This is a genomic window from Epibacterium sp. MM17-32, from assembly GCF_022348205.1.
In the GTDB taxonomy this organism is placed as follows: Bacteria; Pseudomonadota; Alphaproteobacteria; order Rhodobacterales; family Rhodobacteraceae; genus Epibacterium.
In genome coordinates this window covers 151,679-165,241 of the sequence record NZ_JAKRFC010000008.1, presented here as the reverse complement: position 1 = coordinate 165,241, position 13,563 = coordinate 151,679, and the positions used below count along the sequence as shown (strand labels likewise).

Below are 13,563 nucleotides of genomic sequence, written 5' to 3'. Positions count from 1 at the left end.
GCGAAGTCGCCGTTGCGCGGCGACTTCGGCGCGATTAGAAACGACTCCACAGGCAAGAAACCTATGGAGCAGCAATGAACCCCCAAGCCCTGATCGATGCCCTGACCGAGCAGCGAAACAACGCTCTCAATGAAGCAGCCGCCGCAAAGGCGCAGCTGTCTCAGGCCACCGGCCACATCAAACACCTCGAAGAGCAGCTCGCAGAGCTCGAGGTGGAAAAGGCAGAACCGGAGAAAGAAGAAGTCGAAGTCAAGGACTGACCCGGAAAATCTGTCGAGCAGAATGGACCTGCAAGCGTGGCTTGCAGGTCCATTTTTTATAGGGAAACCAATGGGTAAGAAGAAACGCCAGCGCCAGCCCAATTATCAGCAGGAGGAGATGGCACCTCCCCGAAAACGACACACTCCCCCGCCACCTCTCAAGCCCCGCAACGAGCGACAGGCTCGGCTTCTTTCCAACCTCGAACATCACCAGTTGAACTTCGCCCTTGGTCCCGCGGGTACCGGTAAGACCTACTGCGCTGCACGACATGCTTGCCAGCTGTTCCAGGACGGGCACATCGACAAGATTATCGTGACCCGCCCCATGGTGACCTCTGAGGAAGACCCTGGCTACTTGCCCGGCGACTTGGGTGAGAAGTATGCACCATATTTCGCGCCGGTTCGTGAGATCCTGGAAGAGCACCTGGGCCCCGGGCCGGTGGAGTACTTCATTAAGAGCGGCCAGATCCAGATCGCCCCGTTGGCTTTCCTCCGGGGCTGGACCTTCAAGAACTGCTTCGTGCTGTTCGACGAGTGCCAGAACACGACCGAGGCGCAGATGAAGCTGTTCCTCACCCGGATCGGTGAAGGCGCTCAGGTCTGCCTGGCTGGAGACGAAAGCCAGGTCGATGAGCCGCATTTTCGCGGCTTGACGGACGCCTTCGAGCGCTTCGGCGACCTATCGGAGGCCGGCGCTGTTCGGTTCCTGCCCCAGGACGTAACCCGGTCCGCCCTGGCTCAAAAAATCGTGCAGGGGTACCTCAAGTAAACCACCGTGGTCCACTTGCAGAAGATAAGTTGAGTCTTGAAATTGACTTCCCTTCAAGGCTCAACATGACCGTCCAAACTCCCAAGTATAACAACTGGTTCTCGTTCGGGAACGTCATCACGATTGCCTTCGGCCTCGTCACCGCGACGGGCATGTTCTTCGTGATGGACGCCCGCAGTCAGGCGAACTCTGACTACATCGTCGAGATCCGCCGCAACATCAACACCATCGAGAAGGATGTGACTGAGCTTGAGAAAGAGCAGGTCCGAGCCGATGAGCGCTTTGGCTCAATCCTGGGCCTCCTTGAGCGCATCGATACTCGGCTCGAACGGATCGAGGGGAATAAGTGATGTTCTGGAACTGGTTCAAACCCCGCCCCCGCCCCCTTCCCTGGATGACCGAGATCGACCAGGTGTTGGGCCTTCACGAAACCCGCGACAACAAGGTGCTGACCGAGTGGCTGCGATCTGACGGTCGCCTGCTTGGTGACCCATCGAAGCTCCCCTGGTGTGGTGACGCGGTGGAGACCGCTGTCCGCCGGGCACTGCCGCAGGAGGTGTTCCCCTCGAAGCTGAAGGCGAACCCGTATTGGGCCCGGAATTGGGCGCAGTTCGGCCGTCCCTGCAACCTGGTCTACGGTGCTGTCGTGTCCTTCGTCCGCGGCAAGGGCGGTCACGTCGGCTTCCTGGTTGGTGTGAGTGAGGACGGGAAACTGCTTCGGGTTCGTGGCGGCAACCAGAGCAACGAGATCAATGACACCTGGATCGCCCGGAGCCGCCTGCTGGCTGCACGCTGGCCCGCCTCCTACCCGATCAAATACCAGCGCCCCGTGCCGAAGCTGAACGCGAACGGGGCCAAGATTTCCAAGAACGAGGCCTGACCATGACCCTGACCCTGACCGAGAAGAAGTATTTCAAACCGAAGAGCCTGACCTGGCTGGCCTCCCTGGTGCCTTTGGGCTGTGGGGTGTTCCTGGCAGCTGAACCCCTCCACAATCTCACCACCTGGGTCGAGGCTGTCACGACGGCGACCGGGGGTATGTCTCCCTTCGCCTTGATCAACGCCGGCCTGATCGGCATCGGCCTGCGGGGCGCCGTGGGGCAGTAATGTTCCGGGCCTTGCTCCTCTGTCTCTTCCTGGTCGAGTGTGGAGGTTTCCCCTCCGCACTCGGCCTCGCCAATGTGCAGGCGGGCAAGACCAACACCCAAACGCTGGGCATGACTGAGCTACGGGAGCAGACCCTCGTACGACCGCAAGCCCAGTCGATCTATCAGACGGCGGACAAGAACCGGGTCCGGGCCGAGGCGGTGGAGACTGTCGTGGTCCACGAGGGGATCAAACCATGGCATGTCATGGCGTTCATCGCCTGGACCTGGTTCTGGTACGAAATGCCGGCCCCCCGCCACATTCGCAAATGGATTTCTGAGAGATGGCAGAAGAAGAAAGCGCGCAGCTAACCGAAGTGAAGATGCTAGTGACCCATGCTTCACCTCACGACCTGGGTTTCCAAGAGACCCAGTGGCACCACTTCCTCGACGAAGCACCTGACTTCCCAGCTACCAACACCGCGATCAGCACCTACCGGGAGCTGCCTGGGGTGGAGTTCAAGATTTGGTACAGCGACCCACCTGAACCGCAACAGTGGAGCGCGACCCACGAAGGAACCCTGCAGCTGCAATGAAAAAGGGCCTCAAACGAGGCCCTCTTTGTTTATGAAATCGACGATATTTCGACTGTCGAACCAGGCCACGACCTCGAAGCCTCCCTCGACTTCCTTGACGGTGCAGAGCCGCCCGTACGGCCCCCGCCGGCCGGCCAGTCGGACCTTGTTCCCCCTCGGAAGTGTCTTCCGAGGGACAACAAGATACACGCCCTTCTGTTTCTGGGCGAGGGACTGGAGCTCACGCGGCGTCACGAATGAACCTGTCGATCTGCGCTGCGGTATGACGTCCAGACAGGCGTCCGATCTCGACGTCATCCTTCAGGAGGACCATGGTGGGTACCGCACGGATGTTGTGCAGCCGCGCCACCCCGTGGTCCTCCTCGATGTTGATCCGGACCAGCTCCACTTCTTCGCGGAGCTTGTCCAGTTCCTTGTCCAAGGCCTTGCACGGGCCACACCATTCGGCTTCGAATTTCAAGAGCTTCATTGTGTCAGGCCTCGCACGAGCTGCAGGTCATGATGTTGCGGACCATTTCCTGGGCCGGGTTCGTCGAACGCTGGTAGTAGAGAGACTTCACGCCCAGCTCCCACGCGGTCAGGACAAGTTCGTTCACCTGCTTCATCGGGGTCTTCGGATGGATCATCAGGTTGATCGACTGCATCTGGTCCAGGTACTTCTGGCGGGCAGCAGCCTGTTGGATGATCTCCAGCTGAGAGATCTCGCCGAAGGTCTTGAACACCGCCTTCTCATGTTCGGTCAGGTAGTCCAGGTGTTGGACGGAGCCGCCGTGCTTCAGGATCGAAGCCCATTGATCCTCAACCCAAATCCCCTGACGGTTACGGTCGTTGACATGAAAGACAACAGCGTATTCCCGAAGCAGCTCGTCCAGATACGGGTTCCGGTAGGTGAACTTGCCCTTGGCCAGGTTCTTCGTGAAGTAGTTGCTGTAGAGCGGCTCGATGGACGGCGACACCTGACCCAGGATGAACGAGGACGATGTGGTCGGAGCGATGGCACAGACGGTGACATTCCGGCGCCCGTAGCCCTTCAACAGCGGCGGCTCGCCATAGATCTCGGCCAGCTTCTGGCTCGCAGCATACGCCTGCTCGTAGATGGCCCGGTGCATCTCCACGTTCAGCATCTTGGCTTCCATGCTCTCGAACGGGATCATCTTCGCCTGCAGCGCCGAATGGTAGCCGAGGGAGCCCAGACCGATCGCACGTTGGTTCACAGCGAAACGGTGCGCAGCTTCCATGTGCGGCATGTCCTTGGTCTTCTCGATGTACTCGGACATCACCGCGTCCAAGAAGAAGACGTAGGTCTCGACAGCGTCGGTGTCCTTCCACTCGTCGTAGTAGAGCAGGTTCATGGAGCCGAGGTCACAGACGAAGCTCTCACCAAGAGCGGAGGCAAGGGCGATCTCACTGCAAAGGTTCGAGCCGCGGATGACCATGCCCTTGTCACGATAGACGTCAGGCGCGTTGCGGTTCACAGTGTCGTGGAAGACGATGTAGGGGAAGCCCGTCTCGAAACGCTTTCGCTGCACACGAGCCCAGACCCGGCGCTTCTCGGCGTCACCGTCGCGCATCTCCTGCAACCATTTATCAGTCACGGTGATACCGAGGGAGAGCTTCTGGATCGAAGAACCTTCCTCGCGGCATTCGAGGAACTCGTCAATATCGGGGTGTTCCACTGGAAGGTAGGCCGCAAAGTTGCCGCGGCGGATGTTGGCCTGGCTGACAATGTCGATCTGGGTCTCGAACAGGTTCATGAAGTGAACCGGGCCGTCAGCCTTGCCGCCGGAGGCGATCTTGGAGCCACGCGGGCGGATGTCCCCGAAGAAGCCGGAGGTGCCAGCACCATTCTTGGTCATCATGCCGATCTCGGCCAGCTTGGTCATCATGCCCGCGATCTCGTCGGGAATATAGCTGTTGTTGCAGCTGATCGGCAGGCCGTGGCGGCCGAAGTTGGACAACACCGGGCTGGCCAGGGAGTACCAGCCACGGCCGGCGTAGTCGTAGAACTTCTTGGCGAAGCCGGGGATCTCGAGGATCAGCTCGGCGTTCATCGCGATGTCCCAAAAGCGCTCTTCAGTGGTCTGGCCTTCCAGGTAGCCTCGCCCCTGGAACTGGCGTGAGGGCTCGTTGGCCCATGCGAAGGGTTTGCGCGTCAAAAGAGGTCTCCTGCATCGAAGGATTGAGTGCCCTTGCCGTAGTCGACCGGGCGTTTCTGGAAGAAGTCGGTGATGCTGCCGCCAAGGGCTTCCTCGTCCATCCAGCGGGTGGGGGGCAGCAGGCTGGCATCAACCGGTACGGTCACGTCGAACCCGATGTCGGCCAGCGAGCCATTGATCCGGTTCGCGATGTAGGCCTTGAGGATTTCGGGGTTCAGGTTCGGCTCGCGGTAGTCGCCCATGATCCAGTCGATCACATTGCCTTCGGCCGTCAGCGCCTCCATGGCTTCTTCACGGACACGGGCCTCCAGCGCCTCATCGAACAGCTCAGGGTACTCTTCCCGCAGCGTGTTGATGATCTTGACGCCGACCTGGGCATGCAGCTGCTCTTCGTTACGCGTGTATTCGACCTGCTGCGCGGTGTCCTTCAGCACATTGTGGAACCGGTTGAAGTGCATCACGATCAGGAACTGGCTGAACAGCGACACGTTCTCGACGAAGAGGGTGAACAGGATGAGCGCATAGACGTATTGCTTGCGGTCGTCCTCGTAGACCTTGTCCATGTATTTGCGGAGGTAGTTGACGCGCGCGGCGACGACGTCCTCCTGAAGGTTCTTCTCGAACACGTCTTGCAGATGCAGCACGTCGAGGAGCTTTTCATAGGCCTGATTGTGGATCACCTCGTTCTGCGCCATGACGAAACCAAGGTCAGTCAGGCCAGGGTGAGGCAGGTTGCGGCCGAGATTGGCCCAGAAGGTCTTCACCGCGATCTCAATCTGCCCGATGGCCGACAGGGTTCGCACAATCACCTCACGCTGCTCATCGGTGAGCTCGGTGTGGAACTGGGAATAGTCGGAACGGAAATTGAACTCATTGGGGGTCCAGAATGACTCCCAGATCGCGTCGATGAACTGCTGGGTCCACGGGTACAAGTTGGGCTTACGCGAAACCTGTTCGGTGAACAGCATATTCTACTCCGGTCAAAGTGAAAGAGGCCCGGCGACAAGTCGCTGGGCCTCCTGATTAGCAGAGCTATAAGTCGAAGTCATCCTTGACTTGGCGAAATGATGTCTCGACTATCCCTGGTTGCCCATCGATGAGGTGGGTCCGCACGCCGGTGGTCCAGAGGCGTAAGATCTTCTGGGGGACAGAGGTGTTTGCCTCGGATGTCGTAGAACTTTCCGTCGACCAAGGTGTACACATGACATTCGCTGGGGGAGTAGTAGGCCTGGGCCTGTTTCCAGACAGCCTTGATCATGAGGAAGAGCTGGTAGCACTGTCCGAACAGGAACAGCTCCTCCATATTTGGGTGTGCCTCGCGCAGGCGCGCGAGGAACTTTTCGATGTCAGACACCAACAGCCGCCAGCTCTGCGGCCGTGTCGCGGTTGACCGCGGCCTCGGTGGTGAACTTCTCCGGGTAGCGGCGGGACAGCTTGGCGATGTTCGCCTCCTGTAGCTCCGTCAAGTCCCACCCCTCGTCACGGGCCATAATCTGCAGTGCCAACAGCATGGTCCCGAAGTGCCGGCCGAACTTGGCCTCGTCCAGCTCGACGCCGTAGAAGAGCGCGCGCTTGACAACGTCCAGGGCATCCCCGGCGCCGCCCAGCAGGGCCTTGAAGGGGTCGTCTTCGGCACGCTCCTCGTCGGCCAGGACAAGCAGATCTTCGAACCAGATGCCGAGCTCGGAACAGGCGATGGCCACGTACCAACAGATGTCGCCCATCTCTTCTTTGACGTTGGTCACATCACCCTCATTGGCCAGGAGCAGCTCCCCTACCTCGGTGCAGGCCCCGATGGCCGCGTGAAGGAGACGGGGGCTATCGACCTTGAACAGGTCGATGCTCTCGGTGCGGGTGGCTTGATCGATGTAGTTGGTCATTTGCGGAGGAACTCCTCTTTCGTCAACATGTTCATGTCGCTGTCGGCCCCGTTGTACCAGAGGCAGTGATAGGGCCGGGCCTGGGTTGTGATGGCTTTCAGACCATACTTGCGCAGCTCCGCCATCATTTCACCGCTCGGGTTCGGGACGCCGAGATGCAGCCCGTAGGCATCCTCACGCTGGCCTCCTTCGTCGGAGTAGACCAAGGTGCCCTCGTAGTTGATCTGCAGGCAGCTGCCCTCGTCGTAGAGCTTTTCGGTCAGCTCCTCCCGATCCTTCACCGGAGAAACCAAGGGCATGATGATGCCCCGGCTCATTACGTCACAGCTCATGGACAGCCTCCCCCGGAATGGTCTTCCGGAACTGGATGTAGCCACGCAGGTTGCCGTGTTGCTCCGGCTTCGCCCAGCGGCCCCGGGACCACTTCTTGTCGGGCGTGGCCTGGTGCTCGGTCGGCGAGGAGTGCTTCGGATCGCCACCCATCAGGCGGTCGAACAGAGCAAGATCCTTCTCGACCGTGGTCGGCTTGCCGTCGTGCAGGCGGTAGCTCACCCGTGCGCAGCGCGCGGCCGAGATCTTGCAGAGGATCTCGATGTCGTAGAGCTCACGCTCTGCCTGGCTGACATATGGCAGGTGCCACTCACCCGGCTGCAGCAGCTTCGGCTGGGAGTCACCGCGGGCCACGAGCATGACGCGAGCCAGCTCACGCAGGGTCGGGTCGGCATCTCCGTGGTGACGCAGGGCGAAGAAGTTCCCCCAGTCGGTCGCGGTGACCACCACGCGGATATGGCTCCACGGCTCCATGATCCGGTTCACGATCTGTTTGTGCGCGCCGGCTTTGTGGACCAGGTACGCGCCTGCAGCAGCGCCCCATTTGGCCAGGTGCCAACCGCGGCGAGCCATCCAGCGGCGGAAGCCGGTCAGCTCCTTACCGGCCTGCATCCCCGGCTGGTTTGCGCCCCACTCGAAAGGCTCGGCCGGGTTACGCAAGGCCGCGGTGATCGCGATATACGACGGGGTCGCACGGGAGGAAGAAGCATTACGGCTCAAGACCCGGTGGGTCATGAAATCCGCATGCACGATACGGGGGTAGAAGAGCTCGAAGGTGGTGAGCCGGATACCCTCCGGGCTCACACTGTCTTCGATTACCTTGGCGGTGATCGTCATACTGCGAACAGCTCCTCCAGGCGCTTGCCCGCGGTCATACCGTGCATCAGCACCAACATACCGACGGCTTCACCGGACAGGCCAGCCTGATCGGCCTCTTCAGACAGAAGTTTGAGACCATCCTCCAGCTCTTCCTTGGCCTCTTCCACCGTCTCGGTGAAATCGGCGAACAGTTCGGTCACGATGGTCTGGACATCGTCCAAGGACTGGATCACCGGGGCCGCTTCTTCAGCCAGCTCGCAGTCACAGTCCTCGCACCGCTCGACCTCCTCGCCGTAGGCGATGTCGACTTTGATAGCGCCCATCTCGACACCGTGGAGGTCATGGATGTACCCGGCCTGCTCCGCCACGAAGGTCATGAGATTGTCGAGGTCTTGTTTCAATTCAGGGGTCATCATTTCTTGTTTTCCTGCAGATAGGTTTCAGCCTTAGGGCTGGTTGGGTTTAAGCCCGAGGAACCGGGCCAGTTTGTCGACTTCTCCTGGGAGCGCCTCTGGCGGGCCGTTATTGTCCAAGATGTAGCCGGCATCAGATGCCTTGAGGTCATTCGACGTGTCCGGTTCAGGCGGGAGCCTGAGACTTGCGTCGACCCAAACCACAAGGTCGAAGAGGTGTTGTTCTCTCTCAAACTCCTCCCGAGCCCGCATGCCGATGTAGATGTCGTGGTCGACGAGCATCTGCGCGGCCAGGGAGGGGCCAGGGCGGAGGTTGTAGGCCTTGATGGCCAGGTACCAAAGTTGGCGATGGTTATGCCGGTCCTCGTAGCAAGCCTCCCAGTCGGGGTAGAACTCAGCCATGAGGGGGTAAACGGCCTTCTCAGCAGCAAACAGCGAGCTGGATTTGGACTTCAGTCCGTATCCCTCGGTGAGCAGTTCGCCCACCGAGTCTTTGCCGTGCCGCCCGTCGCCAATGATCAACAGCTTCGGGTTCATGTCAGCCTCCATAGAAGTAGGCTGCGCAGCGCAACGGCCGGCCACGAACCGGGATCGCATACTGGATGATGTACTCCCCGTCGCGCCCCTGGCACATGATCACACGACCCTGATCATGCAGACGCTTGTGGTCGATGATCGTCTGCAGGTCTGCATCGGGCCAGGACTGGGCGTAGGCCTTACGCCGGGAGATGATGTGCCGTTGGAGGCACGGGCGCCCCCAGCCGGGAAGGTCAGATTGGTTCGCCTTCATCACCGCTCGGATCTCGGAGAGTTTCACCTTGCTGGTGGCGTCGAAGTACCGCTGAATTTCGAACGGATTACGGGTCCGCTCCATCAGCTGTTTGATTTTCTGCTCGAATTTCATTGTTATTTCTTCAGCTCGAAAGTGTGATCGGTTTCAGGGCGTTTGTGGGTGACCAGGATCACCTGGCCGACGTGGTCGGTCAGACGGCGAAGCGCCTCTGCGGTGTAGGCCGCGCGGTCGTCATCCATGGCTGCGTCCACCTCATCAGCCATGAAGACAGAGAACACCCGATTGGTGAGGATCTGACCCAAAGCGATCCGGATCGCGAGATTGGCCACAGCCTTCCCGCTTCCGGACAGGGTACCGATCCGCTGACCATCGATGGTGATCTCGAAGTCTTCATCGACCTCGACGAGGTAGCGTTCACCACCCGTCATCTGGCTCAGCAGCACGGAGGCCACCTTGTTCAGCGACGGGAGAAGGTGCGTTTTCACGCTGACCTTCAGGGCTTGGATGATCTCGCGCGCCTTGAGGTACTCAGCCGACTTCTCACGAAGGGACGAGACCTCTGCGGCCTTCTCGGTGTAGACTTCGAGGTCGCTCTCATAGCGCGCGAAATCTTTCTCGAACTGCTGCGCCTGCTGCAGCTCGCTCTGCAGGGTGGCGACGGTCTCATCGATACCCTTCAGCTCCTCAAAACGGGCCTTCTTCTCAGCGAGGCCAGAGTTGTATTCACTCCATGCAGCCAGCTGGTGCTGGTAGGTCTGCTCAGCAGCCTCCCAACGCTGACGAGCCAGCAGATCTGTCGAGCGATCCGGCATGTCAGCCAGGGTCTGCTCGATAGCTGCGATGTTCTGCTCGGTGGACTTGATCAGATCGTTGTTGCCCAACCGAGCCCGATGCTGGCCCAGCTCCCGACGGGTCATGCTCGGGGGACGTACCTCCTCCACGTCGGCCAGATCGCCGAGGTCGGCCACCGGCCACTCGTGGCTGCACTCCGGGCAGCAGATATGGCCCTGTGCCAGCAGGCGCTCCTTCTGCGTCCACCGGTCGGCCTGATCCATCCACGCCTCGAACTCGTCGAGGTCGGCCGCGCTGTGCGCTTCCGGCTCGATGTTCGCCAGCTTGATTTGCAGGTTGTGGATCGAGCGTTCGAGGTTGGTGCGCTCTTCCTGATAAGCCTGCAGCTGCTCGGCGGTCTCCTCAACAGTGGTCGTGACCGGCGGGACAGGCTCGCTCGGCGCGCGGGAGAGGAAGCCAGCCAGCTGGTTGAACTCCGTGAGATCCCGACGAGCTTCGTTCAGACGAGGCTCGACACTGGCCGACGGCAGATAGAACTCTGGCTGCTCTGGTTGGACCGGCTCAACCAGTCCACGTTCCATCGCCTCAGCCTCGCGCTTGAGGGCGTTACCCTCCTGGCTGGCCAGCTTGATCAAGTCGTCGAGGGCCGTCAGGCCAACGGTCTTGTCCACCATCGCCTTGCGGGCGGTGGGGGTCATGTCCGACAGAGCCTCGATGTTGCCCTGGTTGCAGGCGTTGGCCACGTCGAAGACGTGCATATCGTAGCCGAGGATGCCACGGATGGCCTCGTCCACCGGCTTGGTACCGGAGGCCTGGTGATCACCACCCTGCAGGGTCACCTTGGCGCCCTTACGGACCACGGTGTAGTCCACACCACCGACGGAGAAGTCCAGCTCGACGTGCAGCTTCTTGTAGTCCTCGCTCTTACCGCGCAGGGCCTTCGAGCCGAACAGAGCGTAGCGGATAGCTTCAACGATGAGGGACTTACCGCTCTCGTTGGGTCCAATAATCCCAGTCAAACCGTTTTCGAACGTGAAAGTACGATCGAAGTGGCGGAACATTTGATCGATATAGAGGCGCTTAATCATCGAAGTTCACCCATGCAAATTCTCCAAAGTGCTGACGGGCAGCTGCGTCATAAGCGCGAGCGGCCTCAATTTCGGATTTGAAGTACCCGAGGTGCTTTTGCTTCCCGTCGATCTGGATAAGAGCTCGGAAGCGGGGTCCACTTTTTCGCTGAACAACGCTGACCCCTTTAAAAGGAGACGCTGCATTAGAGTGCGGTCGAGCATTTCGAGCGTTCTGAGTAGCCGTGGCGATCCGCAGGTTCTTTTTCCGATTGTCCCAGCGGTTGCCGTTCCGGTGATCAGTGTAATCGTCAGAGCAGGCCCCGGCGATGAAGCGGTGCAACAACACCATTTCGCCGTTCTGGGTTGACTGTAGGTAGTCCCCCTTCGAGGAGGGATACCAGTTGTGCTCCATCACCCGATCGACATCCTCAGGGTCGAGCAGGATCCAATAACCTCCAATCGGGAGGCAGACGTGATCAAGATGCAGCATTGAACGCCTCCATCAAGGTGTCCGAGATCGACAGGCCCTCGAGCGACTTGGCCAGCATCTGGCCAAGGTCGAGGCTGTCGAACTCGGAGGTGTCGACTTCGACCTTGTCGTCCTCGTCGGTGACGCGCTTCGCGGTCAGGGAGAGGCAATCCAGGTCAGTGGGAAGGGTCTCGCCCTCCCGCAGGAGGACGCGGATGTTCATGTTGGTCGGGTCGAGCTCGGCCAGTTCGTCGAGGGTGACGGTCTTGTAGAACTCGCCAGAGGTGTCCTCGGCGTGGGTGTAGGGCTGCATCGAGCCCGTCACGATGATGTCCACCCCGTGGCGCCGCTCCTCACGAGCAACGTGGTCGTGGCCGGAGACCGCCAGGCGGATCCCCCGACGAGCCATCAGCTCGGTCGGGATCACATTCTCGCCGCCGAAGTCGGCGATGTCCCAGTGGCCGAAGACCACGTCGAGATCGCCAGGGGTCTCGTCCAGGATCTCCTCCGCAGAGCGGAAGGGATGGTACGGCAGCACGGCCATGTTCGAGCCGAGCAGCATGCCACTCTCCTGGACCACGATGATGTTCTCGACGTCCAGCACCAGGTTGGCGAATAGGTCGAAGGAGCTGGCCTTAGCATTGTCCTTGGACCGGTCGTGGTTGCCCTCGATCACGACATAGATCGTGTTCGGGTTCGCCTTCGCCGCCTGCTTGTAGATCCGCACCGCCTCCAGAACGATCTCCGGCGGCACCACGAACTTGTCGAACAGGTCGCCCATGTTGATGTGGTACTCGGTCTCGCAGTTCATCAGAGACAACTGGAAATCGCCCCACTGGCTACGCTCACGCTCCCCCACACGATGCAGGGGAACGCCAGTTTTGAATTTGCGGCCAAGGTGGGGGTCACCCAGGACAGTCACGTTTTCAGGGAGCATCATCAAAGCCCTCCGGAGCTGGGAACCAGGTGAACGGAACTTCAACCTCATGCTCCCCGAGCAGGGTATCGGCGTAGCTAAAGAAGCCATCCTCACCAACTTCTTCTGCAATTTCAGGGTCATACTCGTAGTAGCGAACCGAGTTCAGAACCCCTCCTTCATCGACGAGGATCAGCCGCCCGTCGCGCGGCGCTTCTTCAAACGGTCGTGACATCGGTACGCTCCATCAGCTCAAACAGAACCTGGATCTGGTGCAGCACGTCGTTGATCGCGTAGTGGGCCTCGCCCTGAACCTCGATCTCACTCGACAGGTTCGACAGACCACGGGCCCGGCACCAAGAGTTCAAGTCGTTCACATCACGGTAGAAGAAGGGCTGAGCGACGTCGTACTCGCGGAAGTAGCTCTCCAGAAACGGGTACTCGAAGTGGCTCGGCTTCGCCCACAGGATCAGGTTCTCACCTCGCATGTCGCGCGTGACCCACCGATAGAACTCCTGCAAGACGGTCTTCGGATCGCGCATGCGGGACCAAATCTTGTCAATGATCGCCTGGTCCTGACGGGCCCACCATTCGCGAGTGTCTTCAGCCCAGAAACGATTACCTGGGATCTTGAGGCACTGATCGAACATGCTCATGTCGATCTCACGTTCATTCAGGTCGAACCGCACTGCGGCCAGCTGGATCATCGCGTTGAAGGTGCTATTCGTCCCGGTGGTCTCAATATCGACCATCACATGGTTAAATTTCGTCATACTGGTAGGGCTCCAATTCGTTCCAGGTCATTGATTTCTTTTGCCGCAGCGTCGTGTGAACGACGTGCGCGGGGATGCAGAACCACTGGTTCAGCTCTTCGGACTTCACAAAGAACAGGTACGTCCCGCCCGCCGCGACTGTCCGCCGTGAGGCAGCGATCTGCCCCTTACGGATGTTGTTGAAGTGGAAAGCCTTCGGGTCTTTGGTCGACTTCACCTCGGCGAAGAACCACTGGCCTTTGAGCACCACGATGTAGTCGGCCGGCTGCGCGGCTACGAAGCCGCCCCCGTTGGCTTTCGCCATGGCCGTGTCCGTCAGGCGGAACACAGCGGCTTCCTTGCCGTATTGGGCGAAGAAGGCCTCGAAGTCTTTTTCTGCTTTTTTCCAGTTTTGCATGGAGACCTTGTACCGGCCTCCATGTCGTGTTGCTAGGTCGACTTC

General features: G+C 59.9%; 22 protein-coding genes. 7 read left to right on the top strand and 15 right to left on the bottom strand.

Annotated features, from left to right (window positions below; all coding sequences use genetic code 11):
* The first annotated feature begins 74 nt into the window (after positions 1-74).
* The 7 genes from MHM88_RS14315 to MHM88_RS14285 all read left to right on the top strand — a co-directional run bounded on the left by MHM88_RS14315 (position 75) and on the right by MHM88_RS14285 (position 2,710).
* Complete coding sequence (locus MHM88_RS14315; protein ID WP_239366443.1) at positions 75-260, top strand: hypothetical protein; 186 nt, start codon at positions 75-77, stop codon at positions 258-260.
* A 70-nt stretch (positions 261-330) separates the two neighbouring features.
* Positions 331-1,029, top strand: a complete 699-nt coding sequence (locus tag MHM88_RS14310; protein ID WP_239366441.1) for a PhoH family protein — start codon at positions 331-333, stop codon at positions 1,027-1,029.
* Positions 1,030-1,058: 29 nt separating this feature from the next.
* The gene (locus tag MHM88_RS14305; RefSeq protein WP_239366439.1) at positions 1,059-1,379 is read left to right on the top strand and encodes a hypothetical protein; all 321 of its coding nucleotides are present in this window, start codon (positions 1,059-1,061) and stop codon (positions 1,377-1,379) included.
* Entirely contained in the window at positions 1,379-1,909 is a 531-nt protein-coding gene (locus MHM88_RS14300) for a hypothetical protein (RefSeq protein WP_239366437.1), read from the top strand. The genes MHM88_RS14305 and MHM88_RS14300 overlap by 1 nt, the downstream gene beginning before the upstream one ends.
* Positions 1,910-1,911: 2 nt before the next feature.
* Entirely contained in the window at positions 1,912-2,136 is a 225-nt protein-coding gene (locus tag MHM88_RS14295) for a hypothetical protein (RefSeq protein ID WP_239366435.1), read from the top strand.
* A gap of 11 nt (positions 2,137-2,147) precedes the next feature.
* Positions 2,148-2,486, top strand: coding sequence for a hypothetical protein (locus tag MHM88_RS14290; RefSeq protein WP_239366433.1), 339 nt, complete (start codon positions 2,148-2,150; stop codon positions 2,484-2,486).
* Positions 2,459-2,710 carry a hypothetical protein gene (locus tag MHM88_RS14285; RefSeq protein ID WP_239366431.1) on the top strand — a complete coding sequence of 84 codons (252 nt, stop codon included), beginning with the start codon at positions 2,459-2,461 and terminating at the stop codon, positions 2,708-2,710. The genes MHM88_RS14290 and MHM88_RS14285 overlap by 28 nt, the downstream gene beginning before the upstream one ends.
* A 220-nt stretch (positions 2,711-2,930) precedes the next feature.
* On the opposite strand, the gene MHM88_RS14280 is transcribed toward MHM88_RS14285, so the two are convergent.
* The 15 genes from MHM88_RS14280 to MHM88_RS14210 form a co-directional block, all read right to left on the bottom strand.
* Positions 2,931-3,179 carry a co-chaperone YbbN gene (locus MHM88_RS14280; RefSeq protein WP_239366429.1) on the bottom strand — a complete coding sequence of 83 codons (249 nt, stop codon included), beginning with the start codon at positions 3,177-3,179 and terminating at the stop codon, positions 2,931-2,933.
* Between the two features lie 4 nt (positions 3,180-3,183).
* Positions 3,184-4,866: a ribonucleoside-diphosphate reductase subunit alpha gene (locus MHM88_RS14275; RefSeq protein ID WP_239366426.1), complete on the bottom strand. Its 1,683-nt coding sequence runs from the start codon at positions 4,864-4,866 to the stop codon at positions 3,184-3,186.
* Positions 4,863-5,834 carry a ribonucleotide-diphosphate reductase subunit beta gene (locus MHM88_RS14270; RefSeq protein ID WP_239366423.1) on the bottom strand — a complete coding sequence of 324 codons (972 nt, stop codon included), beginning with the start codon at positions 5,832-5,834 and terminating at the stop codon, positions 4,863-4,865. The genes MHM88_RS14275 and MHM88_RS14270 overlap by 4 nt, the downstream gene beginning before the upstream one ends.
* A gap of 378 nt (positions 5,835-6,212) precedes the next feature.
* Positions 6,213-6,746: a hypothetical protein gene (locus MHM88_RS14265; RefSeq protein ID WP_239366420.1), complete on the bottom strand. Its 534-nt coding sequence runs from the start codon at positions 6,744-6,746 to the stop codon at positions 6,213-6,215.
* Complete coding sequence (locus MHM88_RS14260; RefSeq protein WP_239366417.1) at positions 6,743-7,078, bottom strand: hypothetical protein; 336 nt, start codon at positions 7,076-7,078, stop codon at positions 6,743-6,745. Before MHM88_RS14260 ends, MHM88_RS14265 begins: the two co-directional genes overlap by 4 nt.
* Positions 7,068-7,913, bottom strand: a complete 846-nt coding sequence (locus tag MHM88_RS14255; protein ID WP_239366414.1) for a hypothetical protein — start codon at positions 7,911-7,913, stop codon at positions 7,068-7,070. Before MHM88_RS14255 ends, MHM88_RS14260 begins: the two co-directional genes overlap by 11 nt.
* On the bottom strand, positions 7,910-8,311 hold the full coding sequence (locus MHM88_RS14250; RefSeq protein WP_239366412.1) for a hypothetical protein: 402 nt from the start codon (positions 8,309-8,311) through the stop codon (positions 7,910-7,912). Before MHM88_RS14250 ends, MHM88_RS14255 begins: the two co-directional genes overlap by 4 nt.
* A gap of 30 nt (positions 8,312-8,341) precedes the next feature.
* Positions 8,342-8,845, bottom strand: coding sequence for a hypothetical protein (locus MHM88_RS14245; RefSeq protein WP_239366409.1), 504 nt, complete (start codon positions 8,843-8,845; stop codon positions 8,342-8,344).
* 1 nt (position 8,846) lies between these two features.
* On the bottom strand, positions 8,847-9,212 hold the full coding sequence (locus tag MHM88_RS14240) for a hypothetical protein (protein WP_239366406.1): 366 nt from the start codon (positions 9,210-9,212) through the stop codon (positions 8,847-8,849).
* 2 nt (positions 9,213-9,214) lie between these two features.
* On the bottom strand, positions 9,215-10,981 hold the full coding sequence (locus MHM88_RS14235; RefSeq protein WP_239366403.1) for an AAA family ATPase: 1,767 nt from the start codon (positions 10,979-10,981) through the stop codon (positions 9,215-9,217).
* Positions 10,974-11,453 carry an HNH endonuclease gene (locus MHM88_RS14230; RefSeq protein WP_239366400.1) on the bottom strand — a complete coding sequence of 160 codons (480 nt, stop codon included), beginning with the start codon at positions 11,451-11,453 and terminating at the stop codon, positions 10,974-10,976. The genes MHM88_RS14235 and MHM88_RS14230 overlap by 8 nt, the downstream gene beginning before the upstream one ends.
* Positions 11,440-12,372, bottom strand: a complete 933-nt coding sequence (locus MHM88_RS14225; protein WP_239366390.1) for a metallophosphoesterase — start codon at positions 12,370-12,372, stop codon at positions 11,440-11,442. Before MHM88_RS14225 ends, MHM88_RS14230 begins: the two co-directional genes overlap by 14 nt.
* Positions 12,359-12,583 (bottom strand): hypothetical protein, encoded by a 225-nt coding sequence (locus MHM88_RS14220; protein WP_239366388.1) that lies wholly within the window; start codon positions 12,581-12,583, stop codon positions 12,359-12,361. The genes MHM88_RS14225 and MHM88_RS14220 overlap by 14 nt, the downstream gene beginning before the upstream one ends.
* Entirely contained in the window at positions 12,567-13,121 is a 555-nt protein-coding gene (locus MHM88_RS14215; protein WP_239366386.1) for a 3'-5' exonuclease, read from the bottom strand. Before MHM88_RS14215 ends, MHM88_RS14220 begins: the two co-directional genes overlap by 17 nt.
* A complete protein-coding gene (locus MHM88_RS14210; protein WP_239366384.1) occupies positions 13,108-13,518 on the bottom strand; it encodes a Holliday junction resolvase RecU in 411 nt (136 codons plus the stop codon). Before MHM88_RS14210 ends, MHM88_RS14215 begins: the two co-directional genes overlap by 14 nt.
* Positions 13,519-13,563: the final 45 nt, after the last annotated feature.

Bases quoted from the DNA above. Each gene is read 5' to 3' on its own strand.
- MHM88_RS14240 (WP_239366406.1), bottom strand. From the start codon at position 9,212: ATGAAATTCGAGCAGAAAATCAAACAGCTGATGGAGCGGACCCGTAAT.
- MHM88_RS14215 (WP_239366386.1), bottom strand. From the start codon at position 13,121: ATGACGAAATTTAACCATGTGATGGTCGATATTGAGACCACCGGGACG.
- MHM88_RS14225 (WP_239366390.1), bottom strand. From the start codon at position 12,372: ATGATGCTCCCTGAAAACGTGACTGTCCTGGGTGACCCCCACCTTGGC.
- MHM88_RS14230 (WP_239366400.1), bottom strand. From the start codon at position 11,453: ATGCTGCATCTTGATCACGTCTGCCTCCCGATTGGAGGTTATTGGATC.
- MHM88_RS14310 (WP_239366441.1), top strand. From the start codon at position 331: ATGGGTAAGAAGAAACGCCAGCGCCAGCCCAATTATCAGCAGGAGGAG.
- MHM88_RS14295 (WP_239366435.1), top strand. From the start codon at position 1,912: ATGACCCTGACCCTGACCGAGAAGAAGTATTTCAAACCGAAGAGCCTG.
- MHM88_RS14255 (WP_239366414.1), bottom strand. From the start codon at position 7,913: ATGACGATCACCGCCAAGGTAATCGAAGACAGTGTGAGCCCGGAGGGT.
- MHM88_RS14260 (WP_239366417.1), bottom strand. From the start codon at position 7,078: ATGAGCTGTGACGTAATGAGCCGGGGCATCATCATGCCCTTGGTTTCT.
- MHM88_RS14285 (WP_239366431.1), top strand. From the start codon at position 2,459: ATGGCAGAAGAAGAAAGCGCGCAGCTAACCGAAGTGAAGATGCTAGTG.
- MHM88_RS14245 (WP_239366409.1), bottom strand. From the start codon at position 8,845: ATGAACCCGAAGCTGTTGATCATTGGCGACGGGCGGCACGGCAAAGAC.
- MHM88_RS14235 (WP_239366403.1), bottom strand. From the start codon at position 10,981: ATGATTAAGCGCCTCTATATCGATCAAATGTTCCGCCACTTCGATCGT.
- MHM88_RS14210 (WP_239366384.1), bottom strand. From the start codon at position 13,518: ATGCAAAACTGGAAAAAAGCAGAAAAAGACTTCGAGGCCTTCTTCGCC.
- MHM88_RS14265 (WP_239366420.1), bottom strand. From the start codon at position 6,746: ATGACCAACTACATCGATCAAGCCACCCGCACCGAGAGCATCGACCTG.
- MHM88_RS14270 (WP_239366423.1), bottom strand. From the start codon at position 5,834: ATGCTGTTCACCGAACAGGTTTCGCGTAAGCCCAACTTGTACCCGTGG.
- MHM88_RS14315 (WP_239366443.1), top strand. From the start codon at position 75: ATGAACCCCCAAGCCCTGATCGATGCCCTGACCGAGCAGCGAAACAAC.
- MHM88_RS14280 (WP_239366429.1), bottom strand. From the start codon at position 3,179: ATGAAGCTCTTGAAATTCGAAGCCGAATGGTGTGGCCCGTGCAAGGCC.
- MHM88_RS14300 (WP_239366437.1), top strand. From the start codon at position 1,379: ATGTTCTGGAACTGGTTCAAACCCCGCCCCCGCCCCCTTCCCTGGATG.
- MHM88_RS14220 (WP_239366388.1), bottom strand. From the start codon at position 12,583: ATGTCACGACCGTTTGAAGAAGCGCCGCGCGACGGGCGGCTGATCCTC.
- MHM88_RS14250 (WP_239366412.1), bottom strand. From the start codon at position 8,311: ATGATGACCCCTGAATTGAAACAAGACCTCGACAATCTCATGACCTTC.